Annotated in this window: 20 protein-coding genes; all 20 read right to left on the bottom strand. The window is 52.0% G+C overall.

Annotation, left to right across the window (positions count from 1 at the left end; genetic code table 11):
- Nucleotides 1-22 precede the first annotated feature (22 nt).
- The 20 genes from MKX64_RS12110 to atpG all read right to left on the bottom strand — a co-directional run bounded on the left by MKX64_RS12110 (nucleotide 23) and on the right by atpG (nucleotide 25142).
- Nucleotides 23-3898 (bottom strand): S-layer homology domain-containing protein, encoded by a 3876-nt coding sequence (locus tag MKX64_RS12110; protein ID WP_341035946.1) that lies wholly within the window; start codon nucleotides 3896-3898, stop codon nucleotides 23-25.
- A gap of 151 nt (nucleotides 3899-4049) precedes the next feature.
- The gene (locus MKX64_RS12105) at nucleotides 4050-5174 is read right to left on the bottom strand and encodes a glycosyltransferase family 4 protein (RefSeq protein ID WP_095264919.1); all 1125 of its coding nucleotides are present in this window, start codon (nucleotides 5172-5174) and stop codon (nucleotides 4050-4052) included.
- 110 nt (nucleotides 5175-5284) lie between these two features.
- Nucleotides 5285-6052 (bottom strand): WecB/TagA/CpsF family glycosyltransferase, encoded by a 768-nt coding sequence (locus MKX64_RS12100; protein WP_095398371.1) that lies wholly within the window; start codon nucleotides 6050-6052, stop codon nucleotides 5285-5287.
- Nucleotides 6052-7254 carry a polysaccharide pyruvyl transferase CsaB gene (gene csaB / locus MKX64_RS12095; RefSeq protein WP_341035944.1) on the bottom strand — a complete coding sequence of 401 codons (1203 nt, stop codon included), beginning with the start codon at nucleotides 7252-7254 and terminating at the stop codon, nucleotides 6052-6054. Before csaB ends, MKX64_RS12100 begins: the two co-directional genes overlap by 1 nt.
- On the bottom strand, nucleotides 7230-9254 hold the full coding sequence (locus tag MKX64_RS12090; protein WP_341035942.1) for a DUF5693 family protein: 2025 nt from the start codon (nucleotides 9252-9254) through the stop codon (nucleotides 7230-7232). The genes csaB and MKX64_RS12090 overlap by 25 nt, the downstream gene beginning before the upstream one ends.
- 106 nt (nucleotides 9255-9360) lie before the next feature.
- Complete coding sequence (locus MKX64_RS12085) at nucleotides 9361-11079, bottom strand: phospho-sugar mutase (protein ID WP_095398368.1); 1719 nt, start codon at nucleotides 11077-11079, stop codon at nucleotides 9361-9363.
- Nucleotides 11080-11121: 42 nt separating this feature from the next.
- Nucleotides 11122-11553 carry a 3-hydroxyacyl-ACP dehydratase FabZ gene (fabZ, locus tag MKX64_RS12080; protein WP_095264924.1) on the bottom strand — a complete coding sequence of 144 codons (432 nt, stop codon included), beginning with the start codon at nucleotides 11551-11553 and terminating at the stop codon, nucleotides 11122-11124.
- 493 nt (nucleotides 11554-12046) lie between these two features.
- On the bottom strand, nucleotides 12047-12247 hold the full coding sequence (locus MKX64_RS12075; protein ID WP_341035940.1) for a DNA-directed RNA polymerase subunit beta: 201 nt from the start codon (nucleotides 12245-12247) through the stop codon (nucleotides 12047-12049).
- 11 nt (nucleotides 12248-12258) lie between these two features.
- Nucleotides 12259-13077 carry a flagellar hook-basal body protein gene (locus MKX64_RS12070; protein WP_095264926.1) on the bottom strand — a complete coding sequence of 273 codons (819 nt, stop codon included), beginning with the start codon at nucleotides 13075-13077 and terminating at the stop codon, nucleotides 12259-12261.
- Between the two features lie 72 nt (nucleotides 13078-13149).
- Nucleotides 13150-14028 (bottom strand): flagellar hook-basal body protein, encoded by an 879-nt coding sequence (locus tag MKX64_RS12065; protein ID WP_341035939.1) that lies wholly within the window; start codon nucleotides 14026-14028, stop codon nucleotides 13150-13152.
- Nucleotides 14029-14104: 76 nt separating this feature from the next.
- Nucleotides 14105-15103: a rod shape-determining protein gene (locus MKX64_RS12060; protein ID WP_176475564.1), complete on the bottom strand. Its 999-nt coding sequence runs from the start codon at nucleotides 15101-15103 to the stop codon at nucleotides 14105-14107.
- A gap of 201 nt (nucleotides 15104-15304) precedes the next feature.
- Nucleotides 15305-15589, bottom strand: a complete 285-nt coding sequence (gene spoIIID, locus MKX64_RS12055; RefSeq protein WP_009594246.1) for a sporulation transcriptional regulator SpoIIID — start codon at nucleotides 15587-15589, stop codon at nucleotides 15305-15307.
- Nucleotides 15590-15859: 270 nt separating this feature from the next.
- Entirely contained in the window at nucleotides 15860-16603 is a 744-nt protein-coding gene (locus MKX64_RS12050) for a M23 family metallopeptidase (protein ID WP_095264929.1), read from the bottom strand.
- A 59-nt stretch (nucleotides 16604-16662) separates the two neighbouring features.
- Nucleotides 16663-17700, bottom strand: a complete 1038-nt coding sequence (spoIID, locus tag MKX64_RS12045; protein ID WP_341035936.1) for a stage II sporulation protein D — start codon at nucleotides 17698-17700, stop codon at nucleotides 16663-16665.
- A 1361-nt stretch (nucleotides 17701-19061) separates the two neighbouring features.
- The gene (murA, locus tag MKX64_RS12040) at nucleotides 19062-20405 is read right to left on the bottom strand and encodes a UDP-N-acetylglucosamine 1-carboxyvinyltransferase (protein ID WP_196426447.1); all 1344 of its coding nucleotides are present in this window, start codon (nucleotides 20403-20405) and stop codon (nucleotides 19062-19064) included.
- Nucleotides 20406-20923: 518 nt separating this feature from the next.
- A complete protein-coding gene (locus MKX64_RS12035; RefSeq protein ID WP_176475558.1) occupies nucleotides 20924-21184 on the bottom strand; it encodes a DUF1146 family protein in 261 nt (86 codons plus the stop codon).
- A 395-nt stretch (nucleotides 21185-21579) separates the two neighbouring features.
- The gene (locus MKX64_RS12030; protein ID WP_095264930.1) at nucleotides 21580-21864 is read right to left on the bottom strand and encodes a hypothetical protein; all 285 of its coding nucleotides are present in this window, start codon (nucleotides 21862-21864) and stop codon (nucleotides 21580-21582) included.
- Between the two features lie 409 nt (nucleotides 21865-22273).
- On the bottom strand, nucleotides 22274-22687 hold the full coding sequence (locus tag MKX64_RS12025) for a F0F1 ATP synthase subunit epsilon (RefSeq protein WP_095264931.1): 414 nt from the start codon (nucleotides 22685-22687) through the stop codon (nucleotides 22274-22276).
- 92 nt (nucleotides 22688-22779) lie between these two features.
- Nucleotides 22780-24174 (bottom strand): F0F1 ATP synthase subunit beta, encoded by a 1395-nt coding sequence (atpD, locus tag MKX64_RS12020; RefSeq protein ID WP_095264932.1) that lies wholly within the window; start codon nucleotides 24172-24174, stop codon nucleotides 22780-22782.
- 107 nt (nucleotides 24175-24281) lie between these two features.
- Entirely contained in the window at nucleotides 24282-25142 is an 861-nt protein-coding gene (gene atpG, locus MKX64_RS12015; RefSeq protein ID WP_095264933.1) for an ATP synthase F1 subunit gamma, read from the bottom strand.
- Between the last annotated feature and the right edge of the window lie 214 nt (nucleotides 25143-25356).

Here is a 25356-nt window from a genome sequence, read left to right as displayed (position 1 = left end):
TTTGGCAAGATTTCAAAATGGACTAGCTCAAGTTTTTAGGGAAAATCTTCGTGCTTTTCTTCAACAGCTCAACCGCAATTTTCCCTGCCTCCGCACGGGTCAGATTGCCCTTCGGATTGAAGTTGTACAGCGGCTTGCTCTGCCCTTGTACTGTGAATGGACTACCCTGCATAATCTTCGCATTGGACACGGCTAGGATGGCCGGACGCGCATAGTAATCAGCTCTGCCAGCATCCGCAAACGCTTTGGACAGTGACTGCTCCAGCTTGCTGTCATTGGCTGCCATCTTCAGATCCAGCGCGCGGGCGATCATCACAGCTGCCTGTTCCCGTGTAACACGCTGAGTCGGGCCGAAGAAGCCGTCGCCCAGTCCCTGAATAATACCTGCTCTTGCTGCTGTTTCTATATGGGCATAATCCCAGGTTGTCGTGCCGGTTCCCGGCTGAATGTCCACAAAGGTTGGCTGATTGTCGTAATTCAGCGGCAGATTCAGCCCCTTCACCAGCAGCATCGCAAATTCGCCGCGAGTTGTCTGGTCATCCGCACCGAATTCACCGAAGCGGAGGTTGTTCATGATTCCTTTCGCATATAGAGCATTCAAAATGTTTCTCGCCCACGGATGGTTCGTAATATCGCTAAATCCAAGGCGCATCTTCATTACTTTATAGTAGCCAAACTCGTCAAAAGGCACGGTGATCGTGTTGTTCTTCATGTCGACTTCCCCGCCGATATTTACCCACCGGCCATTATCCGCATAACGGAATACCGATACTGTCGTTCCGGCTTCATCCACAATGTTGCTGTTGAAGGACAGCTTCAGGGTGCCGCGCTGGGAAGGAACGATCTTACGATCTGGTGTAAACTCGGTAAAGTTACCTTCGAGCGAGTAAGGAGACAGTCCGTTCGTGCTTGGCTTATAGCCGATCTGCCCACGATCATTCTGCTCGCCGATCCCGCCATGAATCCAGTAAATATCTGATGCGAGTGTGAAGTTGTTCGTATCTGCCGTCGAGTTAAAGCGCTGCACCAGGTATTCCGGAATACGGATCATGCCAGCTCCGCCTGAAGTACGATCATCCGGCGTTACATTGATGATGTTTCCATAATCGTTACGCCGCTCCACAACCCCGTCCCGCGGATCCGCGATTCCGAAGAGGATTTTGTTGTCCGGATAGAACTTTGTAATCCCATTACCGGATGTGCTTGCAGATTGCAGAATGGTGCCTTTCGGGAACGAAAGCTCCAGTTTTTTGTTGAACGCAGTATACTTGTTAGCTACCTTCTCCGCCATGAACTGGCTGTCGACCGTCACCGTTCCGGTGTAATACACATAGATAGACTCTTTGATGGTTCCACCAGGACGGACAACCTGGATATCAATTTTGTTCGATCTGTTTGGCTTCAGCCCAACGTAGTCGTACACAAAACGATTATCCATATCTTCACGCTTAATCGCGCGTTCCTTGCCAATCAGAACCTCGGTGGCCCCTTCGGCCTCGATGTCAAACCGTACAAAGTTTTTGTTTACGACAATTTCCTCGCCAACGGTAGGTTGAGGCGAAAGAATACGATAAGGCAATACCTCGCGTACAATTTCAAGGCGCTGTGTGGCACGTGCACCTGTACCGTTTATAAGCTCCAGACTGTATACATGACTTCCTGGCTCTTCAAACGGAATATCTTGAATCCGCAGGATGAAGTCCGATTCATTCCCTGCAAAGCTGTAAGTGTAGTCTCTTCCGTTATATGTAAACACGGAGGACGGAATATGATCAAAGTTGCCTCTATCTCTAATATCTCGTGAGAAGAATGGCTGTGATCCAAAATAGACATTGAGTTTGGAAGCGCCGTTACCGCGAATCACCAGGTCATATCGTTGCTCGCTGGTTACATATCGCTCGTTGTTCCACACAAACTCAGGTGAAACATTAAAGATGCGGTTCATTTTGTCATCAGGGTATGTGCTTGGGTCCTGATTATCAAATGGCTCTCTGCCCTGAACTGCCAAGGTAGGCATGAAGTTTGTAATCTTGGAAATATTCGTATCAATGATATAAATTCTGAGCTCTTTACGGATTTCCCGCGCGTTTCCTGCAGCATCCGTAGCCGTACCGGTAAATACAATGCGGTTTTCCCCGTAAACAAGTGGGCCAGCGGCATCAATTGTAAAGTTTAAATTGAAGGTCGCTCTGCCTCCATTAATCGTCAGCCATTGACCCGGATTGGCTGGGTTCGGATCACCGTTAATTCCGTTCACGAACACTTGGGCGTTGAAATAAGGGCTGTTAATATTCTCAAACCCGATGTACTCCCCTTCTACATTAAGGGTATGTGTCGAACGAGAATCAAACGAATAGGTCTGACCATCATGCAAATTCGCTACATAAATGTAGTTCTTCGAAACATAAGAAATTTCAGCGTTGTACACTGAGGTCGAGCCCTGGTAGTTGAAGCCAATCATATGCTGACCGTTAGAGAAGCCCGTAATTCTGTATACTTCCTCATTGGCTCCAAGCCCTGCTGGCTGTGGATTCACGCGAGTAATATTGACAGCATTTGCGCTTATCGGCAAATACTTAGCTTCTACAGTCGTCGTTGGCGCTTTATCCGCTTTGACCACAATGTAAAAATCAGCGGTCTCGGTCTCCGACTTATTCAGCGGAATGCGGGTTACTGTCGATACATTATCCGTTCCGTTGTAGCCTGGAAGGAGATCGATACCTGTGATTACGACCTCGCCAGGAAGATATCTGTAACTAATATTGTAAGCGGCTGAGAACGTTTCATAGGTTAAAGCCAAATTCAAATATTGTGTTCCAGCAGCTACTGGAAACGTTCCGGTTCTGAACTTCACAAGGCGATAAGCAGGCGTAACACCGTCAGGACCCGGAATGACCGTCTCGCTGATCACATCCGCCGCCGTCACTGGAACTGCAGCTTGTCCGCCAAGGCTATATGTGGCATTCCCGGCAAAAGCATTTGCACTGTATGGAACCAATGCCTCAACCTCAAGTGTAGCGTCTGTCGCTGGACTCGTCAGAACAGGCACTTTATTAATCGACGGATAAGAAGTTCCTCCGTGAACGATATCAATTCCGATGAAAGGCTCAGCCGGATCGAAGAAATACACCCCGCGACTTACGCGGATCGAATCCGAAGCATTCTTAATTTCGAGATCAATCGTATTGAATCCTGGAGTAAAGTTCAGCGCAGGTGTGAAGAAGGTACCGTCTTCCAATAAAGACGAAACAAACGCTGTTCCACCATTCAAAGACACCGTGACCTGCGTTGCATTCTTCGCGTTACCTTGAAGTGTTCCCATCGGGTTTGTCACAACCACGCGCGTACCTTCATTAAGGTTCACCGGTGTTGCGCCACCCATGAGCTGCAGGCCTTCGATATATGGAATTCTGTCATACAATACATAGAATGTATCGGAACGCTCAACACTGCCTTGCATCCCGGAAAATGTAATTTTGTTAAACCCTGAGAACAAGGTCATATTACTTGCGGTGAACTTGTTCGTGGAGGTTGTGTCTGCAGTTACAGGCGCTGTAATCGCAGTCGAGCTGTCCGTCACCCATCTTACACCGCCCCCGGTTACAGGCTCAGAGCTGAGGCGCTCGATTTTGACCGACAGAGTATCACTTGCCACATGAGAATACGTACCTGTGATGGACAGTGCCGGGTTGTTGGTTCTGTACACATTTTCCCGCGTAATCTGGGAAGTCCCCGGTTCCGTCGTTAACAAAGCCGTATTTCTGATCTCAACAATATCCGGAATAAAGTAGGTTGCTGCAGATGCCGCCTGGACAGGCTTGATGATTCCCGCCGGGACCAGCGTGACCAGCATGGTCGTCAGCATCAACCAGACCATGATACGTTTCGCTCGCTTCATCTCTGATTAATCTCTCCCTTGCATTTAGTTTCGAAGGTATCTTCCATATGTATCGGTTACAGATATCCAAATTTTTAGAATATATCAAAAAAACCCCACCAAAAAAAGGTGAGGTCCAAATAAATTGGTTTATTCAGTAAAAAAATAGAAATTATTTCGAACGGCTTTCCGTATTCGCCTTCATCCGCAGCCGATTGATCAAACTTAGGATCGGCCGCTTGGTCTTGCTGACAAGTCCTATCACTTCAGCCCCAATCTGCATGAAGCACATCATAATACAGATAACAACAAACGTTACCCAGTTGGCTTCGTACATGGCGGCTGAAGACTGAATCACAGCCAGCACACCGAAGAACGCAGCAATAACATATATGATCAGCACCGTCTGGCGGTGGCTGAAGCCAAGCTCACGCAGGCAGTGATGCAAATGTCCCTTGTCCGGCGAGAAGATCGGCTTCTTCTGGATCTTTCTTCTAATGATAGCAAAGAAGGTATCCGACAGCGGCACACCGATAATGATCAGCGGAGTAATGAACGATACGATGGCAATCTGCTTGAAGCCAAGCAGTGACAGCATAGCCAGACTGAATCCAAGGAACAGCGAGCCTGTATCACCCATGAAAATTTTAGCCGGATGGAAATTAAAGTACAGGAACCCGATAATGCTGCCCAGCAGTAAGAGGCACAGCAACGCCACCGTTGTATTGCCCATCAAGAAAGCCATGACCAGGATCGTCCCGATGGCAATTCCCGACACCCCGGCAGCCAGACCATCCAGCCCATCAATCAAATTGATGGCGTTGGTCACGCCGACAATCCAGAATATCGTAAGCGGAATCGACACCCAGCTCTCCAGCGAGGAGTAGCGATCCTGAAACGGAATATTAACAAAATCCACCGTAATATTAAAACCAAACACAACGACGCAAGCTGCGGCGATTTGAGCCAGAAACTTGACTTTGGCCGACAGCTCAAAGCGATCATCCAGCGCTCCGATCAACACGATCATCGAACCACCGATCAGAAATGCCTTCATAAAATTGGCATCACGCGCCGAGAGCGTCTCAGGAAAAAACGGAAGCACGGCAATCAGTCCGAGCACAAAAGCCAGATATATGCCAAGCCCGCCAAGCCGGGGCATGATTCTTGTATGCACTTTTCGGGCGTTTGGCACGTCAACAGCCCCAATACGCACCGCAAGCTTCTTGACGAAAGGAGTCAGGAGCAGCGCCAGCAGGAGCGACACAACAAACCCGACGATGTATAGCGTTAACATGTAATCATTCGACCCCCAATATTGTCTACCGGTTGAATTATACTCCCTTCAAGGACGAAATCCAATGCCAATATCCGGCGATTAACCGGACTAAACGTGCAAAATCATACTTAATAGCCTGGTTTTGTCACATTCTCTTTCTCACGGAGCACTTTCAGGGCGAATTTCGGCAGCGCAAGCATTCGCTTATACCGGCTTGGCTCCCTGAGCAGACGATAAAACCATTCCAATCTCAGCTTCTGGAACACCTTCGGCGCCCGCTTCAGCTTGCCGGAAATGATATCGAAGGAACCGCCAACACCCATCATGACCGGAACACCAAGCGCTTCCTTATGCTGAGCGATCCACGGCTCCTGATTGTCCGCACCACGGGCGACAAACAAAATATCCGGCTGGGCAGCCCGAATATCTTCAATGACAGCCACATCCTCGTCCGCTCCAAAAAATCCGTCCCGATAGCCGCAAATCACTGCAGCCGGATACTGCATTTGTAACCGCTTGGCAGCTTCCTGAATCACTTCGGTCGTCGTACCCAGCAGATAAAATCTCCATCTATAGGTTTCCCCTGCCTTGAACAATTCATGTAAAAGATCGAAGCCGGTTACACGCCCGTCGAGCGGATCGCCGCCGACCCCCGCAGCCCAGACAATCCCCGTCCCGTCCGGAACGATCAATTCCGCACTTTTCATCATCTGCTTGTACTCCGGACGATCAAGGGCCGTCATCACCATAATCGGATTTGCCGTAATCACCTGATGCGGCTGTCCCGACTGCACCGCCTCCGTCAAGTATTTCACCGTTTCCTTCATATCCAGTTTGGAAAAAGGGACTCCAAAAACCGATACGGTCGGAATTTGAGTGGTTTCATTCATGTTCATCATCCTCTGTGGCGTAAATATTCAACAATACGGCGTGCAGGCAAAGCCGCCTCCCGCTTCAGCACGGCAATCTGCTCCTCGTGTTCGGCCTTCCAGGATTCAGCATTATCCAGCAGCTTCAACAACCGATCCTTCAATACGGCCGGATCCAGCGAATCACTGCTGCCGGCCGGCTCACTGTCTAATCTGTTCAAAAAGTGATTGATCTTCGGGTCATACGAAATGCCGATCAATGGCACCTTTCGGTTCGCTGCATAGATCAAGCTGTGCAGCCTCATGCCCAGCACCACGTCACAGCTGCCCACCTCGCGCAGCATATCTTGAGCCTGCTTCTCCTCAAGATAGTAGCTGATTCGGGATCCATCGCGCGTAATATCCCCCATCAGCTGCTCAATATACCGCGAAGCCTGCAAATCATCAGGCTGATGAAAAGGCAGAAACCGAAAATGCACTGCACGGTCGGAGCTGATCTCCCGAAGAGCTTCGGCGATCGCTGCCAGCTCGCGTTTCTCCGGGTTCCAGTACCGGACTGATATCCCGACAACAGGCACAGGACTGCGATCTTGAACCTCGCTGTCTACAGGCGGCGCCTCGGATACACTGCGCTCGGCAGCTTCAACTGAAGTACCTGGTGCCCCTGTATCTACCCCTGCCCCGATTTCTTCTGGAAGCGGAAGCCCCATGACCGGGTCTGGTACTACCTGTATGCTGGCTTGATCAATCCCGAACGACTGAAGCAGTTCGGCTGACTGCACATCCCGAACCGAGATATACGAACATTTGCGAAACACGGACCGGATCATCGGATGGAACAAGCCCCGGTTCACCGGACCGACGCCCTGGGCATAGATGAAGGTCGGCTTGTTTGCCCATTGGGCCAGCTTCAAGATGCCAAGATAGTAGGGAATCGTTTTCGGACTGGTGGCATCCTGCAGCAGACTGCCCCCGCCACTGATCAATCCGTCGCTTTCCTTAATCGCCCGGCGCACTTCACCCAGCTTCATCCGGTGCACAGACTTCACACCATAGGTCCGCTCCGTCCATTCCGGATCGATGGACAGGACCACGGGCTGCACCTGTATGCCCGCAGCCTGTCCCTCTTGCTCCAGCGCGGTGAGGATCGACTTGAGCACGGCTTCATCCCCGCTGTTCTTGAATCCGTAATATCCGGATATGACTATCGTATTAATTGTGGAGACCATTGTTTCCATATCCTTTCTGCGACCTGCCATACCCCTACGGCAATCAATCCGATCAGAAGACCCAGCACAAGCCCGAGAACGACCCGGATCGCCGAAATATCCAGCGGCGTATGAATATGCGTAAAGGTTCCGACCATCGACAGCTGCCCCATCACACCGATGATGAGCAAGTACACCCCGTAGCGGTACTTAAACGACAGGAACAACCCAAGCACCATCAGAGGATGAGCCAGCAGGAACTCCTTATTGCGCGGGCGTACCCCGAACGTATTCTCGAGGAAGGAACGGAACGCCATCTCAATGGACGACACCGTGCCAGCATTACCGGTTCTGCTCAAGTAATACATGCCCACAATGCCCACGACACCTGCTCCAATGATCCATACCAGCGTAATCGGCGTTTGGAGCAGTTTACGAATCGCTGCAAAGGTGGAGCCCGCCGAGCTTCCGCGATACAGCACAACATACAAGGCAATCAGTGCGATCGGCGCAGCAGCAAGCAAGCTGACACCACGGAACTGATCCAATACGAGCATGTACGTGACATTGTTCAAAAGTGCGACAACAAGCGGCACTGCAATCAACGTCAGAACGGTTGTTGTAAGCATCAGAACAATGGCATTCGACAATCTTTGGCCTGTCTTCATATTCTGCACTTGTTTGCGGCTATGATCGACCTTGCGGATCGCCAGAATAACAGCCAACGTCGGTGCGCTAATCGCCGTGAAGAGCGCTAACGCCTGCTCCATCAAGGAGGCGTTCAACACATACAAGCCCGCGCTGCCCACCATACCGAACAAGAAGGCCGCTATCGTTAGAAACGGAATGTAGAAGGAAATCATCAGCGCGATCAGCGCAACGGCTCCGACAACAACGACCATTTTGAAATAACGTTGAAGGGAAGAGTCCGTCACCTTAAATGCTTCAGCCGGCCCAATCGTAAAGCCGTTATCCTCTATCTTCTTGATCGCATGTCCCGGTTCGGTCAAGCTCTCGATCAGATTATCCAACGGATGGGTGATCGAAGCTTTCGTCATATCCCGGCTTGGCTCCGCATTGAGATAGAACATCCGGATGTTGCGATCCTTGGACGCAAGGGCAAAACGATCACTGATTACGTCCACATCCAGGTTCGCATCCCGCGCGCTAAGTGAATAAACGCGGGTAACGTTATAATCCGTAAGGTAGGCCAGCTTTGCGAACCCTTTCTGCTGATTCCGGATATTTTCAATAGCAACTAGACCGATATCATACTTATTAAGCAATTCAGCAAAAGCTGTCATACTCTCCTGCTCGGCCTCATCATTAAATCCCTTGACGGCTTCACCATCAAAAAGGATCCGCTTCACCCCGTTTTCAGCAAAATAAGCGATCAGATTTTCCGTGTGCTCTTGATTGTACGGCAGGCTGTCCGTTAAACGAGGCACAATCTGAAAACCACGGTCTCGGAGCATCTCAAAGGCAATAGGATCCGGTGACAACGGTTTGATGATGGCATTCGCCCGAGGGGTCTCAATCACCAACCCTTCACTGCCGTTATACTCCCAGCTGCGGACCGGAATATCGAGCATCATGAACGTCTGTTCAATGATGGGGCGAATCCGGAGTGCCTGATCCTCATTCGTGAAGGTTACATAAGTAAAATTCTCGTTGGGGGAAATTACGTTCCCGGTAAGATCGGCAACCTGCTGTGAATCGTACAGCACCACCCGGCGGGACTTCACAAGCTCGTCCAGCGTGCTCTCAAACAGCGCCATGCTTGTGACACCTGCAGCTTGAAGACGATCCAGTTGTTCACTGATGAAATCTTGCGGATGAGCCTGATACGCAGATATGTCAACCAAATCGCGATAATTAAACACCAATTCTACATTTTTGGATGTTGTTTCTGTCTGCAGTCGGTCATATCCAACCGGCAGGGCAGCTGCCACGCCAAGAACAACCAGAATCCACAGCCACTTCCGGGCTGCCGTGTTCCAGCGTTTCCATTTCTGAACCACTAAAGTACCTCCTCATCGAACCACAGGGACCCCTCGCCTCATCGCTTCCGCAATGTTCAGCAAGGAAGTCCCATCGTTCTCATTCACTGATGATCATTTCATTCCATTAACCGTCGACCCGGGCCATAACCTCGTCCCGCAGCGACTCGATCTTACGCTCGGCATCCTCCAGCGATGCTCCGCGGACGGCAAAGTATACTTTGATCTTCGGCTCCGTGCCGGAAGGTCTGAGGCAGAACCATGATCCGTCCTCCAGCATATATTTCAGCACATTTTCTTTCGGCAGCCCGTCCAGCCCTTGTGAATAATCAAGCACCTTCTCGACCGCAAGCCCAGCCACCTGCTGTGGCGGCTGACTGCGCCAGTCCGCCATTTTGGCCTGAATCTGTGCGAGACCATCCTTACCCTTCAGCGTGCGCGACTCCAGACTTTCAAGGAAAAATCCGAACTGCTCGTACAGCTCCTGCAGCACATCATACAAGGTCTTGCCCTGAGCCTTGTAGTAAGCTGCCGCTTCACAGATCAGCATGGATGCAAGCACTGCATCCTTATCACGGGCGTAGTTGCCAGCCAGGTAGCCGTAGCTCTCCTCATACCCGAACAAGTACGTATAATCGCCGGTCTGCTCGAACTGTGTCATTTTCTCCCCGATATATTTAAATCCGGTTAGCGTATTGAAGATGGTTGCCCCGTAATGCTCGGCAATCGCCGCCCCCATCTCGCTGGTCACAATCGTTTTGATGACGGCGCCGTTATGAGGCAGCTTACCCGTTTCCTTCAACTGACTCAGCAGATAGTGAATCATAATCGCTCCGGATTGATTGCCAGTCAGAACGACGTACTCCCCTTTGCCATTCTTCACGACCGCTCCCATCCGGTCAGCGTCCGGGTCCGTTCCGATCAGAATGTCGGCCTGAATCTCCTCGCCAACCTTCATGGCCAGCGTGAAGGCTTCGCGCTCCTCCGGGTTCGGGGACTTCACAGTCGGAAATCCGCCATCCGGCTGCTCCTGCTCCTTCACCACATGCACATGCTTGAATCCGATCGTCTCCAGCACCTGCCGCACCGGCATATTGCCTGTCCCGTGCAGCGGGGTGAACACGATTGTGAAATCGTCTGCCAGCTTGGAGGCAATCAGCTCCCGATTGACGCTAACGCTGGCCACCGTATCAATAAACGCCCGATCCTCCGCTTCGCCGAGCCATACCAACAGGCCCTGCGCCTCGGCTTCCTCCCTCGACAATCGCCGAATGGCTGCAAAGGAGTCCACCTGCTGGATCAGAGCGATTACCCTCTCCGCCTCATGGGGCACCAGCTGCCCGCCTTCGCTGTTGTACACCTTGTATCCATTGTACTCCGGCGGATTATGGCTTGCCGTAATGACAATGCCTCCGGTCGCCCCCAGATGACGAACGCTGAAGGACAGCTGCGGCGTGGAACGAAGGGAAGGGTACAGCTTCGCTACAATGCCGTTGCCCGCCAATACGAGCGCCGCTTCCAGCGCAAATTCCGGCGAGAAGTGGCGGGAGTCATGCGCGATCACGACAGAAGGCTTGCCATCCGCATCCCCGTGAATTGCTTTAATGTATTCGGCCAAGCCTTGCGTGGCTCGTCCTACCGTATACTTGTTGATTCGATTGCTTCCTGCACCAATGACGCCACGCAGTCCGCCTGTACCAAATTCCAGATCGCGATAAAAGCGGTCCTCCAGCTCTGCCTGATCATTCTCCAATGCGCGAAGCTCGCTCTTGGTCTCCTCATCTACGTAGGGGTCGTTCAGCCAGCGCTGAACCGTTTCCATTGATTTTGGACTTATCATTGTCATGAACAAAGTCTCCTCCTTCGACCAACAAGAGTGATGATGGAATTACTCCTTATCCGCCAGCGCGAACATAATCTCGCCTTCGGCAACCACGCGGCCGTCTACGGTAGCCGTCGCTTTTCCTTTTCCGATCATACCTTTAAGACGAACTATTTCAACTTCCAGGCGAAGCGTGTCTCCAGGAACAACTTGTCCACGGAAACGGAAGCCGTCCACCCCCGCAAGAAAGCCCAGCTTGCCCCGGTTGCTCTCTACGTTCAGAATCGCTACAGCACCGACCTGAGCCAGTGCCTCAACGATCAGCACACCCGGCATAACGGCATACTCAGGAAAATGTCCGACAAAAAAAGGCTCGTTAATCGTTACGTTTTTAATCCCGACGGCGCGTTTGCCATCCTCGATCTCCACAATTTTGTCCACCAGCAAAAATGGAGGGCGATGCGGAATAATCTCTTGAATTTGTTTAATGTTCAACACGGTATTTCCTCCTTCAGGAAGATGCAAAACATCACACCTGGACTTTTGCAAAATCCACCTTATGTACTTACCCGCCAGCGAGGGCGTTTGAAAAAAATATCGTTTCCTGCCTGATCCGAATAGGTTGTCAAAAGCAGCTCACAGGAACGTCTCGGGCTATCAAAAATCTCGAATTTCGACAGAATAAAAGAGCCTTGCATAAATTCACAGGTTTACGGAAAAAATGAGTAATATCCTTCATGACTGCAGACGTGAAGGTTAAGATAAGGGGCTTTCTCCTTCGACATTATTGTTCATGGGGAAGGCCCTTTTACCGCGCACTCATCCTCACCCGAAAGAATGCTAAGTCCCATCCCATTATACCGTTTAACCGAAAAAAAAGAAAACTCCCTTAAAGGGGAGTTTCTGTAAATTGCCATAAGGTTACCATATGCGGCGTGTCCACTGGAATCCATCCGGGGATCCGGACAGGCTCCACATCTCTTCACCTCCGTTACGGCGCGAAGATCAGATCATACACATGCCGCCACGTGCTCCATTCAAAAACCTCGCTGAGCTCCTGCTTGCCTAAAACAACATAGCCGAAGGTCATCCCTCCGAACAAGGCCATCACCATCAGCACCGGCACCATAATCCGAAGCGTGATTTTCCACCCGGATGTTCTCGGGCGGTTATTCTCCTTCGATTCACTCATGGGAAGCCCACCTACCCTCGCATTGTGTTGGCAAGGTTCATCATCGTATCGCTGGACGATAGCGCGCGTGCGGTCAGTTGATATGCCCGCTGCACTTCCATCATGCGGGTCATCTCATCCGCCATATTGACGTTGGACTGTTCAAGAAACCCGGAAGACACCGTGGAACGGCGCATGCCATCCGCAGGCGGTGCCAGATCGAACACATCCCCTTCCGCCAGGCCATTGCCGATCATATACAGATTGTCCTCCATCGGCACCAGACCATCCTGCCGCTGCAGCTCGACCAAGCGAAGCTGGCCAGCCTCCGTCCGGCCGGCAGCCGTTTCAACAAGGATCCGTCCCTCTTCATCCACCGCTACCTTGCCGTTATCCGGAATGGAGATCGTAGCATTGTTGGTGTTCAGCACCGGATTGCCCTTGGCATCCACAAGCAGCAGATTGCCATCGGCGGTTGGATCAGGCACCAGGTTAAAGCTGCCATCACGGGTATAACGCAGTTCGCCTCCGCTTCGCACGACAAACATCGCGTTGCCCTGGATCGCCAGATCGAGCGGATAGCCCGTCTCCAGAAGCTGGCCTTGCTCCATGCTCTGGGTGATTGAAGACAGCTTCATGCCATACCCGAGCGTGAAGCCCGGCGGCGTCGCCCGGCCCGGTCTGCTGAAATCCTGATGATGCCGCTGAACCTGGGTCAGAACATCCTCGAAGGACGCTTCCTTCTTCTTATAGCCGACTGTATTCTGATTGGCCAAATTGTCCGCGATCACATCCAGACGCTGCTGGAGGGTGTTCAGGGAGACCATGGCACTGATCATGGAGTTGTTCATCACTAACCTCCTGTTAGCTTACTTCAATGAAAGCTGCAACTATGCAGCTCCGCTATATTTCAAACGAGATGATCAGACTCTGCCGATTTCGTTGACCGCTTTCTCAAGTGACTTATCATAGAATTGAACCACCTTCTGGTTCGTTTCATAAGCACGTAAAGCGGCCATCAAATCTACCATCGCTTGTGCCGGATCCACATTCGAAGCCTCAATATACCCTTGGCGGATCACCGCATTGTCCTCGGCGGCGAGCCAGCGAACTTCGCTGCCATTCTGGTCTCTCAAGCGGAATACGCCTTCACCCTCCCGGATTAGCTGATGCGGCTGCTGCACAACGCTGATTCCGATCGTTGCATCCACATTTCCGTCCGCGTCCACGATTTGTCCTTGTTCATTCACTTTAAGGTTCGAGACCGGGCCTGTCAACACAATCGGGTTGTTATTGTTATCCAGCACCTGATAACCGCCGGAGGTGATCAGATTTCCTTCCGGACTGACGCGGAAGCTGCCATCTCTTGTGTATAAAACATCACCGTTTGCGTTCTGTACCGTGAAAAATCCTTCCGGACGGTAGACCACATCGCCATTCTCATTCACGTATTTGCCCGAAGCGTCAAAAAGATAATTCTCGCCGGTTGCCGGATTCAACAATTCGAGGCTGGTGACCAGCGCGAGATCCGTGGTCTTCCCGGTCTCCCGAAGCGCTCCTTGAAGATGCATCGAGATGCTCTCTTCGGCAAAAACGCCGGTGCTCATTCTTCCCACCTGACGGTTCGGATTCTGAGCGTTCCCCCCGATCATGGAGATCAGCATCTCCGGAAAGGTGCGCTGAACGCTGTTCACCTGCTTATATCCGTTCGTATTGATGTTGGCGATATTTTGGGTTACCGTATCGTGCCTGCGCTCCTGGGCGATCATCCCGGAAGCTGCATTATACAATCCTCTTATCATGGAGGCACTCCCTTCCAAATTCAAGGTCCATATCAACGATGCATATTGATGAATGATTATTTTATATATCGGAAGGTTAGAAGTTTTTCTTAACGACCTTGTCCAAATTATCAAGCATAATTCCCGTACCCTTTACCACACAGTGCATCGGATCCTCTGCAATGAGGACCGGTACCCGCAGCTCATCGGTCAAGAGCTCGTCCAGGCCGTGAAGCATCGCGCCTCCGCCTGTCAGAATGACACCGCGGTCAATAATATCCGCCGACAGCTCCGGCGGCGTGCGTTCCAGCACCGACTTGGCTGCTTGTACAATGGAGGACACCGGATCCCACAGCGCTTCCTGCACCTCTGACGAGGAAACCGTCACCGTCAGCGGCAGGCCCGAAACCATGTCCCGGCCCCGGATATCCATCTCCGCCTGGCGCCCGCCCGGACGAACCGTGCCGATCACAATTTTCAGATCCTCTGCTGTCCGTTCCCCGATCAACAATTTATATTTATGCTTGATGTACTTCGTGATCGCTTCGTCGAACTTGTCCCCTGCGATTTTAATCGAAGAGGCGGTGACGACATCGCCCATGGACAGGACGGCTACGTCTGTCGTGCCGCCCCCGATATCCACGACCATGTTACCGCTTGGCTGATAAATGTCCATGCCTGCTCCGATTGCTGCCGCCTTCGGCTCCTCTTCGAGGAAAACATCCCGGGCACCGCTGCGCTCAGCTGCCTCCCGAATCGACTTCTGCTCCACCGAGGTAATGTTCGTCGGTGCGCAGATCAGAATGCGGGGCCGGCTGTACCAGCTGCGTCCGCCTACGCGATCAATAAAGTACTTCAGCATGGCTTCTGTAATTTCGAAATCGGCGATGACCCCGTCCCTCAGCGGGCGGATCGCCGTAATGTTGCCAGGAGTTCGCCCGACCATACGCCGCGCCTCTTCTCCTACGGCAAGGACTCGTTTGGTGTCGGCCTCAATAGTGACTACGGAAGGTTCGTCAAGCACTACCCCCTTCCCTTTGACGTGAATAAGCACGTTTGCTGTCCCGAGATCGATTCCAATATCCTTGCTCAACATCATGAAAAGCCCCCAAAGTAATTATTTTATGGTAAAGAGTCTGTGTACACTGCGCCGGTTTCCGATTCTCGACAAAATCCTGCATTTCATGATGATCTTCGGCAAATCAGGTCCCATAATTCGATCCTATACCAGCTTTTAACATATCATACTTTAGGGGAGGGATTCAACGACAATCTAGCGACCTGAGCCCTAAAAAACTCAGGATTTTGCCGTAGCTACCGGCTCACGGTTGCTGCCGGTTTTTTTGTACTTGATCTTGGTCGCTTCTCCGCCTCGCAAATGACGGATGGACTTGTGGTACTCGAGAATGTGCTTTACCTGATCCGCCAGGTCCGGGTTAATCTCCGGCAGACGTTCGGTTAGATCCTTATGCACCGTGCTCTTCGACACGCCAAACTCTTTGGCAATTGTTCGAACCGTATGCCTCGTTTCCACGATACAGCGTCCGATCTTAATGGTCCGCTCTTTGATGTAATCGTGCACGCTCCCGCCTCCCTACTGTGTGGATAGTTTGGTACATTATATGAGGGGCATGACGGGATATTCGCGGTTTCACGGGCTGACAAGCTTGCCCGGGCCCATTTATTTTCCGGACATGCCGGGTCAGGGCTTGGACCACAACGCGAAAAACCAAGGCGGGGGAAGGGTTTTCAGCTTCGTCTGCAAATGAGCAAAGAAAAAGGCAGGAACCAAATGTTCCTGCCTGAATCATGTGCGCGGTGGGCGCATTTCGTTATGGAAGCAAGGACAAGCTTAGCGCTGCGGAAGCAGCTTCGAAGGGTTCACCAGGTTCCCGTTCTCATACACTTCAAAGTGTACGTGGTTGCCCAGGTCCTTCTCATACTCGCTGCGGCCAGCCATGGCGATCGCGTCGCCCTGCTTCACCTCAGCGCCTTGTTCAACCTTTACATCCGTCAAGCTTTGGTATACGGTCTTGAGCTCGCCCGGGTGGGTAATCTCAACCACGTAACCGTTGATTGGATGGTTCTCCACATGCGTTACTTTTCCGCTGAGCGCAGCTCTGACTTCGAAGGACTGATCGTCTTCCGTTCCCAGGTCAATGCCGAGGTTCGGACTGAACGTATCGTTGTATTGAACCATCGCTGCTTGATGCGTCTCCGGATCGCTTTCGTCAAAGAAAGGCTTCACGACGTTAACCGCTGCATCATCGGCTACCGGCCAGATCATATCCTCGGCATTGGCAACCACTTCAACAGCTTCGTTATTCTGACCTTCGGCTGCTGGATCAAGCTCTGAACCTGTGGCCGTGCTGGAAACCTCCGACGCGTTCTCTAGCGGCTTCAACTCTTTCTGGCTGGCGTCCTGGTAGACCCACACGAGGGTTAGTATAATTGCCGCTGCTGCTAAGTATGCTGCCGGGAACACCCACCGTTTGGACAACACTTTCTTCCATGAAGCCGGCGCTTGCGCCTGATCTCCCTGATTGGTTTTAGGAGCTTCTTCATGGGGTTTGGTATTTTTGTTCTGTTCATTCATTGGCTATCACCTCAGTAACCATTGTTACCGGGGCCAACTCTTTTATACGTATTTGACTATTATTTTTTTGAAGACAGAAGATTTGAAGATTTATCAAAAGAAATCCCCGTATAGTAGTGTGCCAATATCTCTTCGGCGGTACGCCCTTCCCGTGCCATTCCTTCGGCCCCATACTGGCTCATGCCTACGCCATGGCCATATCCGTAAGTGGTAATGATGACGTTCCCGCCCTCCACCTTCCAGCTGAACTGGCTGGAGCGCAGCCCGAGTCTCTCTCTTACTTCCCTGCCCGTGAATGTCTTCCCTCCGATTCTCACGTTCTCAATCCGTTTGCCTTGCGTATAAGATAGGATCTTGATGAAAGAAGAGGCTCCCTCTCCTCCTGCAGCGACGGGAACGGCTCCCTCGGACAGCCCGAGTTTCGATAGAAACTCCGCCCGGGGGATCGTCACCGTATCCTCATATTTAGGAGATATCTCTCGGTCCCAGGGACTCGCTACGCTCCGCAGGTAAGGAATCTCGTTCTTCCAATAATCCTCTGAATTTTCAGTATATCCGTTACTGGTCGAGAAAAAAGAAGCCGTGATCGGCTTTCCCTCATACGTCATGACCATGCCTTCGGTTTCTTTAACGGCCCGGGCGAGCTTGGCAAGCTCGGCTTCCTTGCCGGCGCCGGCCCATTCCTTGGTCAGGCGCTCGCTGGAGATGTAGGCCTGGTGACTGACCGTATCGGTCACCAGCGCCCGCTCGTCCGGCACGCCGCTGCGGTCGCCGGACGCGAGCCGCTGCACGATGTAAGTCCGTGCAGCGATGGCCTGCGCCTTGAGTGCCTCCAGCTGGAACTCGGCCGGCATCTCGGCGGCGAGCACGCCGACCAGGTACGTTTCCAGCGGGAGCTCCTCCACGGTGTCCGTCGCACTTAGGTAGACGGACACCACCGGTTCGTCCGCGCCGCTAGGCTCCGCGGACGGCAGCGGGGCCGGGCCCGGCGGGAGCGGCGCCTGCTTGTGGTTGCCGGGGTCAACCACAAGCAGCGGCAGCGCGAGCGCCAGGGCCAGCAGCACGGCCACCGCCCACAGGGCCGGGTGCACCCGCACCCGCCGCCCCGGGCGGGCGGCCGTGCCGCGCCGCGCAGCGAAGCCGCGGCGCCCGGCGCGCGAGGGCCGCGCACGGAACGTGCGGCCCCCGCGCGCGCGGGACGCGGCCAGCCGCCGCCGGCTGCGCCAGGCGCGGCGGCTCGGCCGCGAGGGGCGGGCCCGGCTGTGCCGCTGGCCCGCCGCCTGGGGCGGCATCCGCAGGAGCCGCCCCGGCCCGGCTCCCGGGCGGCGGCACGGCCGCCCGGGAGGCAGCGCCGGACATGCCGGAGGCGTCCGGCGTCCCCGCGGCGTCACGCGGCTGCGCCCGCGTGACTGCCGGCCCTCGCTCGCCTGCATGCTGATCGGCAGCCGGGTGCCCCGGCTGTGCAGCCTGCTCGCTCGGGAACCGCCACGTGAGCACATTTGCTCCCTGATCCTTCGACGTCTCCACGCGGCGGGCCTCAAGCTTCCTATCATCCGGTCCCACTCGCTGCGCTTCCTCCTGATGCAAGGCTACATGAATCCGATACTTCGAATCTTTCATCTGTCTTCCCTCCTGTGCAATTGCTGCATCCTGCCGTGACGGCTCGTTCTACTTATAATTATGGGGCCCGGCCATTTGATAGAACCTGTTTAAGAGAAAAGTAGATGACCTTAAGTAGATGACTTGAAATAGATACCTATATCCTCAGTTTGGGAACGCTCCTCGATATATATTCCATAAACAATGTGCGAGGGATGGGTTGTAGAAGGGATGCGGCGATGGAGTAACCCGGGTAAGGCGCCCCGGAGCGAAATGCGGCTGGTCGAACGGGTGCGGCAGAAGGGAGCCATTCGAGCAATTAGGGGATAAAGACAACAGCACTTCATCGTTGACCAATCGTCATTTAAGAAAGAAGGCTCGGCATACGCCGGCATCAATGCCGCATATGCATCGAGAAGGCCAAAGGAACCTTCCTGGATGTAACAACTACAATAAAATCCCCATTCACTCTGCTCAGGCAGCATGATCGGGGCCTACGCGCTTCACCACGATGACTTTGTACGATTTATCGTATAAGGTCTATACGGAATCCCAGGATGACAAGCAACTTATACGATCCATCATACAAATATGCTCGTCACCCCATCCAACCCTCCGATTTTGTGCGCCAAATCGTACAAACCCAGCCATTTCATCGAGTATAAGTGAGTTTTGTACGACATATCATACAAATCACCCCAGGTTATTGGGAGACAACGGACCCCCATGGTACTTCACCCTCAGCTTATAATATCTGTCCTTCATCTGTACTGCACAAATCATATATGTACAAAAAAAGCCCTGCCGCAAGCGGCAGAGCTTCTCTCACTTCAGTAATAAATAAAATAACGAACCGGATTTATACCCAGGTTGGCTGTACTTTCAAGACCGGTGTGTCCTTGACTTCGACAGGAGTCGACGGCGACACTGGCTTCGGTGCTTCATCCGCCGAAATCCGCCAAATATCGGCACCAAGCCCCGACAGCTTCTCGGCCAGGTCCACGTAACCGCGGTCAATATGATGCACACCGCTAACTTCCGTCGTACCTTCAGCTACGAGACCAGCCAGAATAAGCGCCGCACCGGCGCGCAAGTCTGTTGCGCACACCTTCGCGCCCTGCAGCTTGCTTCCGCCCGTCACGATCGCAGATCGGCCTTCTACCTTGATCTCCGCATTCATCAGCTGGAATTCATCCACATGCATGAACCGGTTCTCAAACACCGTTTCCGTCACGACACTTGTACCTTCGGATACAAGCAGCAGCGCCATCATCTGAGACTGCATATCCGTAGGGAATCCTGGATAAGGGAGTGTCTTCACATCCACGGACTTGAGCGGCTTGTCGGCAATGACGCGAATTCCGTTCTCATCCGGCAGGACAGTGACTCCCATCTCCTCCATTTTGGAAATGACAGGTCCCAGGTGATCGGCAATAGCGCCTTCGACATAGACGTCTCCGCCCGTAATGGCCGCAGCGGCCATGAAGGTGCCTGCTTCAATCCGGTCAGGAATGACGTTATGCTGAACACCGTGCAGCTGCTCAACCCCTTCGATTCGGATGACCCCGGTACCGGCGCCGCGAACTTTGGCTCCCATCGCATTGAGGTAATTGGCCAAATCGACAATTTCCGGCTCTTTCGCCGCATTTTCGATCGTGGTTACCCCTTCAGCCAATGTGGCTGCCATCATAATATTTTCAGTGGCTCCTACGCTGGCAACATCCAAGTAGATCTTCGCCCCGCGCAGTCTGCCATTACTCTTCGCCTCTATATATCCCTGGCCCAGACTGATGTCAGCACCGAGTGCCTCAAACCCCTTCAAATGCTGATCAATCGGTCTTGTACCAATTGCGCATCCGCCCGGAAGGGAAATTCGTGTTTGGCCACAACGCGCCAGCAAAGGCCCCATAACCAGAAAAGATGCCCGCATCTTGCGCACCCATTCGTAAGGCGCCTCACAGGATGTTATGTGCTCTGCATTAACACGTATCACTTCGCCCTCGTATGTAATGCCCGCACCGAGTGACTCTAACACTTTGCTGATTGTAATTACATCGTCAAGAGGAGGTGCGTCCATAATAACACTTTCCCCTACTTCCCCTAAGAGAGAGGCAGCGATGATCGGAAGAACAGAATTTTTTGCTCCGCTGACTTTGACGCTTCCGGTCAGTCTTTTGCCACCGCGGACGATAAATTTGCTCATCATGGTTCCCTCCGCGTCCATATTTTTCCTTTTATTCAATAAGTTGAGTAGTTCATTGCTAAATCACTAAGCTTCATCATATCACCGATGAATTAAGCTGTACAAGCGTTTTTTGAACTATTTACGATTCATGGAACCATGCGCCCGTGAAACGCCTGTTATTCGCAGTTTAGGTTGTGAGCGGATGCCATTCATTTCCACGGCTGCCCCCTAAAGCCCAACTGTTCCGGGTGAACGCCATAGTCCCGAAGTCACACGGTTTCGTTCCCCAGACCTTATCCTTGTTTTCAGTGTTAACATAATAAAATACGTTTATTCGACATCTTCTCTTAGCAGCCTAACAGAGATATAACCATTTGCTTGCCAATTCAAACATGACGATAATCGTCCTTATTCACACGAAACAGCAGCGTCATGATGCTCGCTCCGGATCACCTTTTAGCCTCACGGTTCCATGCCATTTATGATCAGGCTCACGGCCCACATAAGTATGTCGAGTATTTAATGCGGTAAACCCGCTAAAATATATATCGGATCATTTGGCTCCAAGTAATATAGTCAATCAGGAATTGGGCGACAAAACGCCCAAGTACCACGGCCAGCAGCACATGAAGCAGCTTGCCTTGCGGACCTTTGGGATTTCGAACGACCAAATCCAGCTTTACTTGCTGCAGAGCCCACCATGCCAGCGCTATACAGACCAATGATACAATAATGGATATCAGTCCATTCACACCCACAGTGTTCATAACCGAATTTCCAAGGATATCCTCGCGCATACTCCTCCCTCCATCTCGTACAGTTTCAGCCCTTAAGGGCCCGACTCTTCTATAATACTTGGCAAGTCGCCAAGAATCCAGACCTTTCTACACTCCATTTCCTCGGAAATAATTAAATTCCCTTAATAATTCAAGAAACTTGTCATAAAATACAATATGTATCATCTGGGCTTTTGGTTCAAACGTTTTTTTATACTACGCTCGCTAGCCCCCTTATGTCGTTGACGGGCGCTTCCCTACAGCAAAGCACTGCGCGCTCGATGGGGTCTGTCAGCTCCCTTTGCAGCTCTCGCCTTTTTCAGCTCTGCTTTTATTATGTTTATCCGGTATTCATTCTCTGCTGCTAACAAAAAGCCGACCCTACAGGGCCGGCTTTCCGTTATGCTTCTTCTCCATTACAATTGTGCAGACACCACCTGAATGGTGCCAAAAGCAGGCACAGCGCCGGTCAACAGCGCAGCCACCAGAAGCCGAGGCACAACCAGGGTGAGACTGTTGTTGCCTGGAATAACATAGGTTTGAACAGGCGCGTTGACACTGGTGATCACGAGCGCAACATCAAATTCAGACAAGTTGTTCACCGTTACAGCCGCATCCGCGCCTCCATTCAGATTTTCATAGTATGACTTGCCAACATTAGGGGCCAGCGAGAACACTTGCAGTGGAAGAAGTACAGCCATCTGTGATTCCTCCCTTCCTCTTAGATAGAATATTCTATGCTATGACTCTAGTAAGTGGAATGGTAGATATCATAGGAGATTCGCACATTTAAGAGAATAAGAGATTGATATCTTTGATTCCCCACTTAGGTTCCCTTCTTAGACCTCAAACTTCTATTATATATAGCAAAACCATATGTACTTGACGACTCATCTTGCAGGAGTAATCCGTAGGCTAGAGGGCTGATCGCAATGCTGCGATGAGGTCGATGAGGTCCGGATACAGAGGAACGGTTCGATCATTAAGGCATTGTTTCCGCAGGAAATGCTTCCTGATGGAAATCTAGCACGGAACTTAAACATAGAGTATCCTCCTCCCCACAAAAAAAGACAGCAGTCCGCTTTCGCAGAAACTGCTGCCTTGGTGATGTTAGTGCTTGGTGTTGCCGGAAATTTTGATCCGGTTCATCGCTCTTTGCAGAGCCAGCTCTGCACGGCGATGGTCGATTTCGTCCTGTCTGCCTTTGGCATTCAGACGGGTCTGTGCTCTCTCCTTCGCGGCTTCCGCGCGCTCCAGATCGATTTCGTCAGCCTTCTCGGCGCTTTCGGCAAGAATAACAACCTTCTCCTTGCGCACCTCGATAAATCCGCCCTGAACGGCAAACGGCTGTCTGTTATTCCCGATCTTGACATAAACGGGTGCTATCTGAAGCGGTGTAACAAACGGGATGTGGCCAGGCAAAATACCCAGTTCCCCTTCCACACCGCGAACCGTAACCCCATTAACCTGTTCCGAGTACACAACACGGTCCGGCGTTACGATTTCCAACAAAAAGGTGCTCACTTCCATCCCTCCTAACCGTTATCCGCGAAAAACTCGCGTACAGGCCTAATCAAGCCGCACGGGTACGGTCAACCGAACACAATAGTGTCAGATTACAATGTTTTTGCTTTTTCAACTGCCTCTTCGATCGTACCTACGAACAGGAAGGCTGCTTCAGGAAGATGGTCATACTTTCCTTCCAGGATTTCCTTGAAGCTGCGTACCGTTTCTTTAACCGGCACGTATTTACCAGGAATACCGTTAAACGCTTCGGCAACGTGGAATGGCTGGGACAGGAAACGTTGTACACGACGTGCGCGAGCAACGATCGCTTTGTCTTCCTCACTCAGCTCGTCCATACCGAGGATCGCAATGATATCCTGAAGCTCGTTATAACGGGCGAGAATCTGTTTCACGCCTTGAGCAACGTTGTAATGCTCTTCGCCTACCACTTCCGGTGTCAGGATACGGGATGAAGATGCCAGCGGGTCAACGGCAGGGTAAATCCCCATCTCGGAAATTTTACGCTCCAGGTTTGTTGTCGCATCCAAGTGAGCGAACGTTGTTGCAGGAGCCGGATCCGTATAGTCATCCGCAGGTACGTAAATCGCCTGAATGGATGTAACCGATCCTTTTTTAGTGGAAGTAATCCGCTCTTGCAGACGACCCATCTCACTAGCCAGCGTTGGCTGGTAACCTACCGCGGAAGGCATACGTCCGAGAAGTGCGGACACTTCGGAGCCTGCTTGTGTGAAACGGAAGATGTTGTCGATAAACAGAAGCACGTCCTTGCCTTCTTGATCGCGGAAATATTCCGCCATCGTCAAGCCGGTCAATGCTACGCGAAGACGCGCGCCCGGAGGCTCGTTCATCTGTCCGAACACCATCGCGGTTTTGCTGATAACGCCGGAATCGCTCATCTCATGGTACAAGTCGTTTCCTTCACGAGTACGCTCGCCTACGCCCGCAAATACGGAAATACCGCCATGCTCCTGTGCGATATTGTTAATCAGTTCCTGAATTGTTACGGTTTTACCTACACCGGCACCACCGAACAGACCGATTTTACCACCCTTTTGGTACGGAGCCAGCAGGTCGATAACCTTGATACCTGTTTCAAGCATTTCTGCTTGCGTAGAAAGCTCATCATAAGCAGGAGCTTCACGGTGGATCGGTTCGTTGATCTCAGCTACAACATCCCCTGCATTATCGATAGGCTCGCCAAGCACGTTAAATACACGGCCCAGCGTTGGAGCGCCAACCGGCACCGTAATCGGAGCGCCAAGGTCAACAGCTTCCATGCCGCGAACGAGACCGTCCGTCGAAGACATCGCGATACAACGAACCAGATTGTCTCCCAGGTGGTTGGCTACTTCAAGAGTCAGGTTTATGGGGCGATCGCCTTCCGAGCTTACTTTGATGGCGTTAAAAATCTCGGGAAGATGACCGCGTTCAAATTCAATGTCAACAACAGCGCCTGTAATGCTGACAACGCGTCCTTTTTTCATGTTAACGTATTCCCTCCTACACGCTCACCTCTCTAGGCGGCGAACGATCTTCTTAGCGCGGCCATAACCTCAGCCGCATATCCGTTATAAACAAATTTTCAGTGCAATTATTGCTGAGCATTCGCCCCAGCGACGATCTCGGAGATTTCCTGCGTAATCGCTGCCTGACGCGCACGGTTGTAAGTCAGCGTCAGCTCGGAGATCAGCTTGCTGGCGTTCTTCGTAGCCGCTCCCATAGCCGTCATCTTCGCTCCCAATTCGCTTGCTTTTGCATTCAGCATTGCGCTGAAAATGAGGGTTTCCGCATATTTTGGAAGAAGCACCTCAAGCACTCTTTCCGGGGAAGGCTCATATTCATAGCTTGCCGCGGAGTCACCGCCGCCAATGTTCTCCATTGGAAGCAGCTGGTCCACTTGAGGGTCCTGCGTCAAGGCATTGACAAAGCGGTTATAGCATACAAACAGCTCGTCAATCTCTCCACGCTCGTACTGCCCCACGGCCGCATTAGCAATGGACTTGATATCCCCGAACGTCGGGCTGTCCGACAGGTCGGTAAGCTCCTCTACAACCGGCATTTCACGACGGCGGAAATAATCGCGCCCTTTGCGCCCGATCACAAAGATCGCATACTCGTCTTTGGATTGATGACGCTCGGAAATGAAATTGTACACTTTACGCAAAATGTTGGAGTTCGACGCACCGGCAAGACCGCGGTCAGACGTAATAACCAGGTAACCGGTCTTTTTGACTTCGCGCTTCTCCAGCATAGGGTGGCTAATGCCTTGCGTACCGGCTGCAATGCTGGAAACCACTTCCTTCAGCTTATCTGAATACGGCAGAGCGGCCGTTGCCTTCTCCTGCGCTCTTCTCAGCTTCGCGGCGGCGACCATCTCCATTGCCTTGGTGATCTGTTTGGTGTTCTGGATGCTCTTGATTTGCCGTTTAATATCACGTAAGCCTCTTGCCATGTTTTCACCACCTTAAAACTTTGGCTGAGCCAAAGTTACTTCGTAAGCATTTGCTTAGCTTTGGCAAAGCCAAAGCTAACTTCGTAAGCATTAGCTTAACTTTGGCTGAGCCAAAGCTACTTCGCAAATCTATCAATTCTGTCGCTGGCAATGCAGCCACCGTTATATTCCATATGATGAAAGAGGATACCGGACTTCAAGGCCCGGCTCCCCT

The organism is Paenibacillus sp. FSL M8-0334 (genome assembly GCF_038000405.1).
Taxonomy (GTDB): Bacteria; Bacillota; Bacilli; order Paenibacillales; family Paenibacillaceae; genus Paenibacillus_AQ; species Paenibacillus_AQ campinasensis.
Note: the sequence above shows the minus strand (reverse complement) of the source record. Positions and strands in the feature narration are given on the sequence as shown.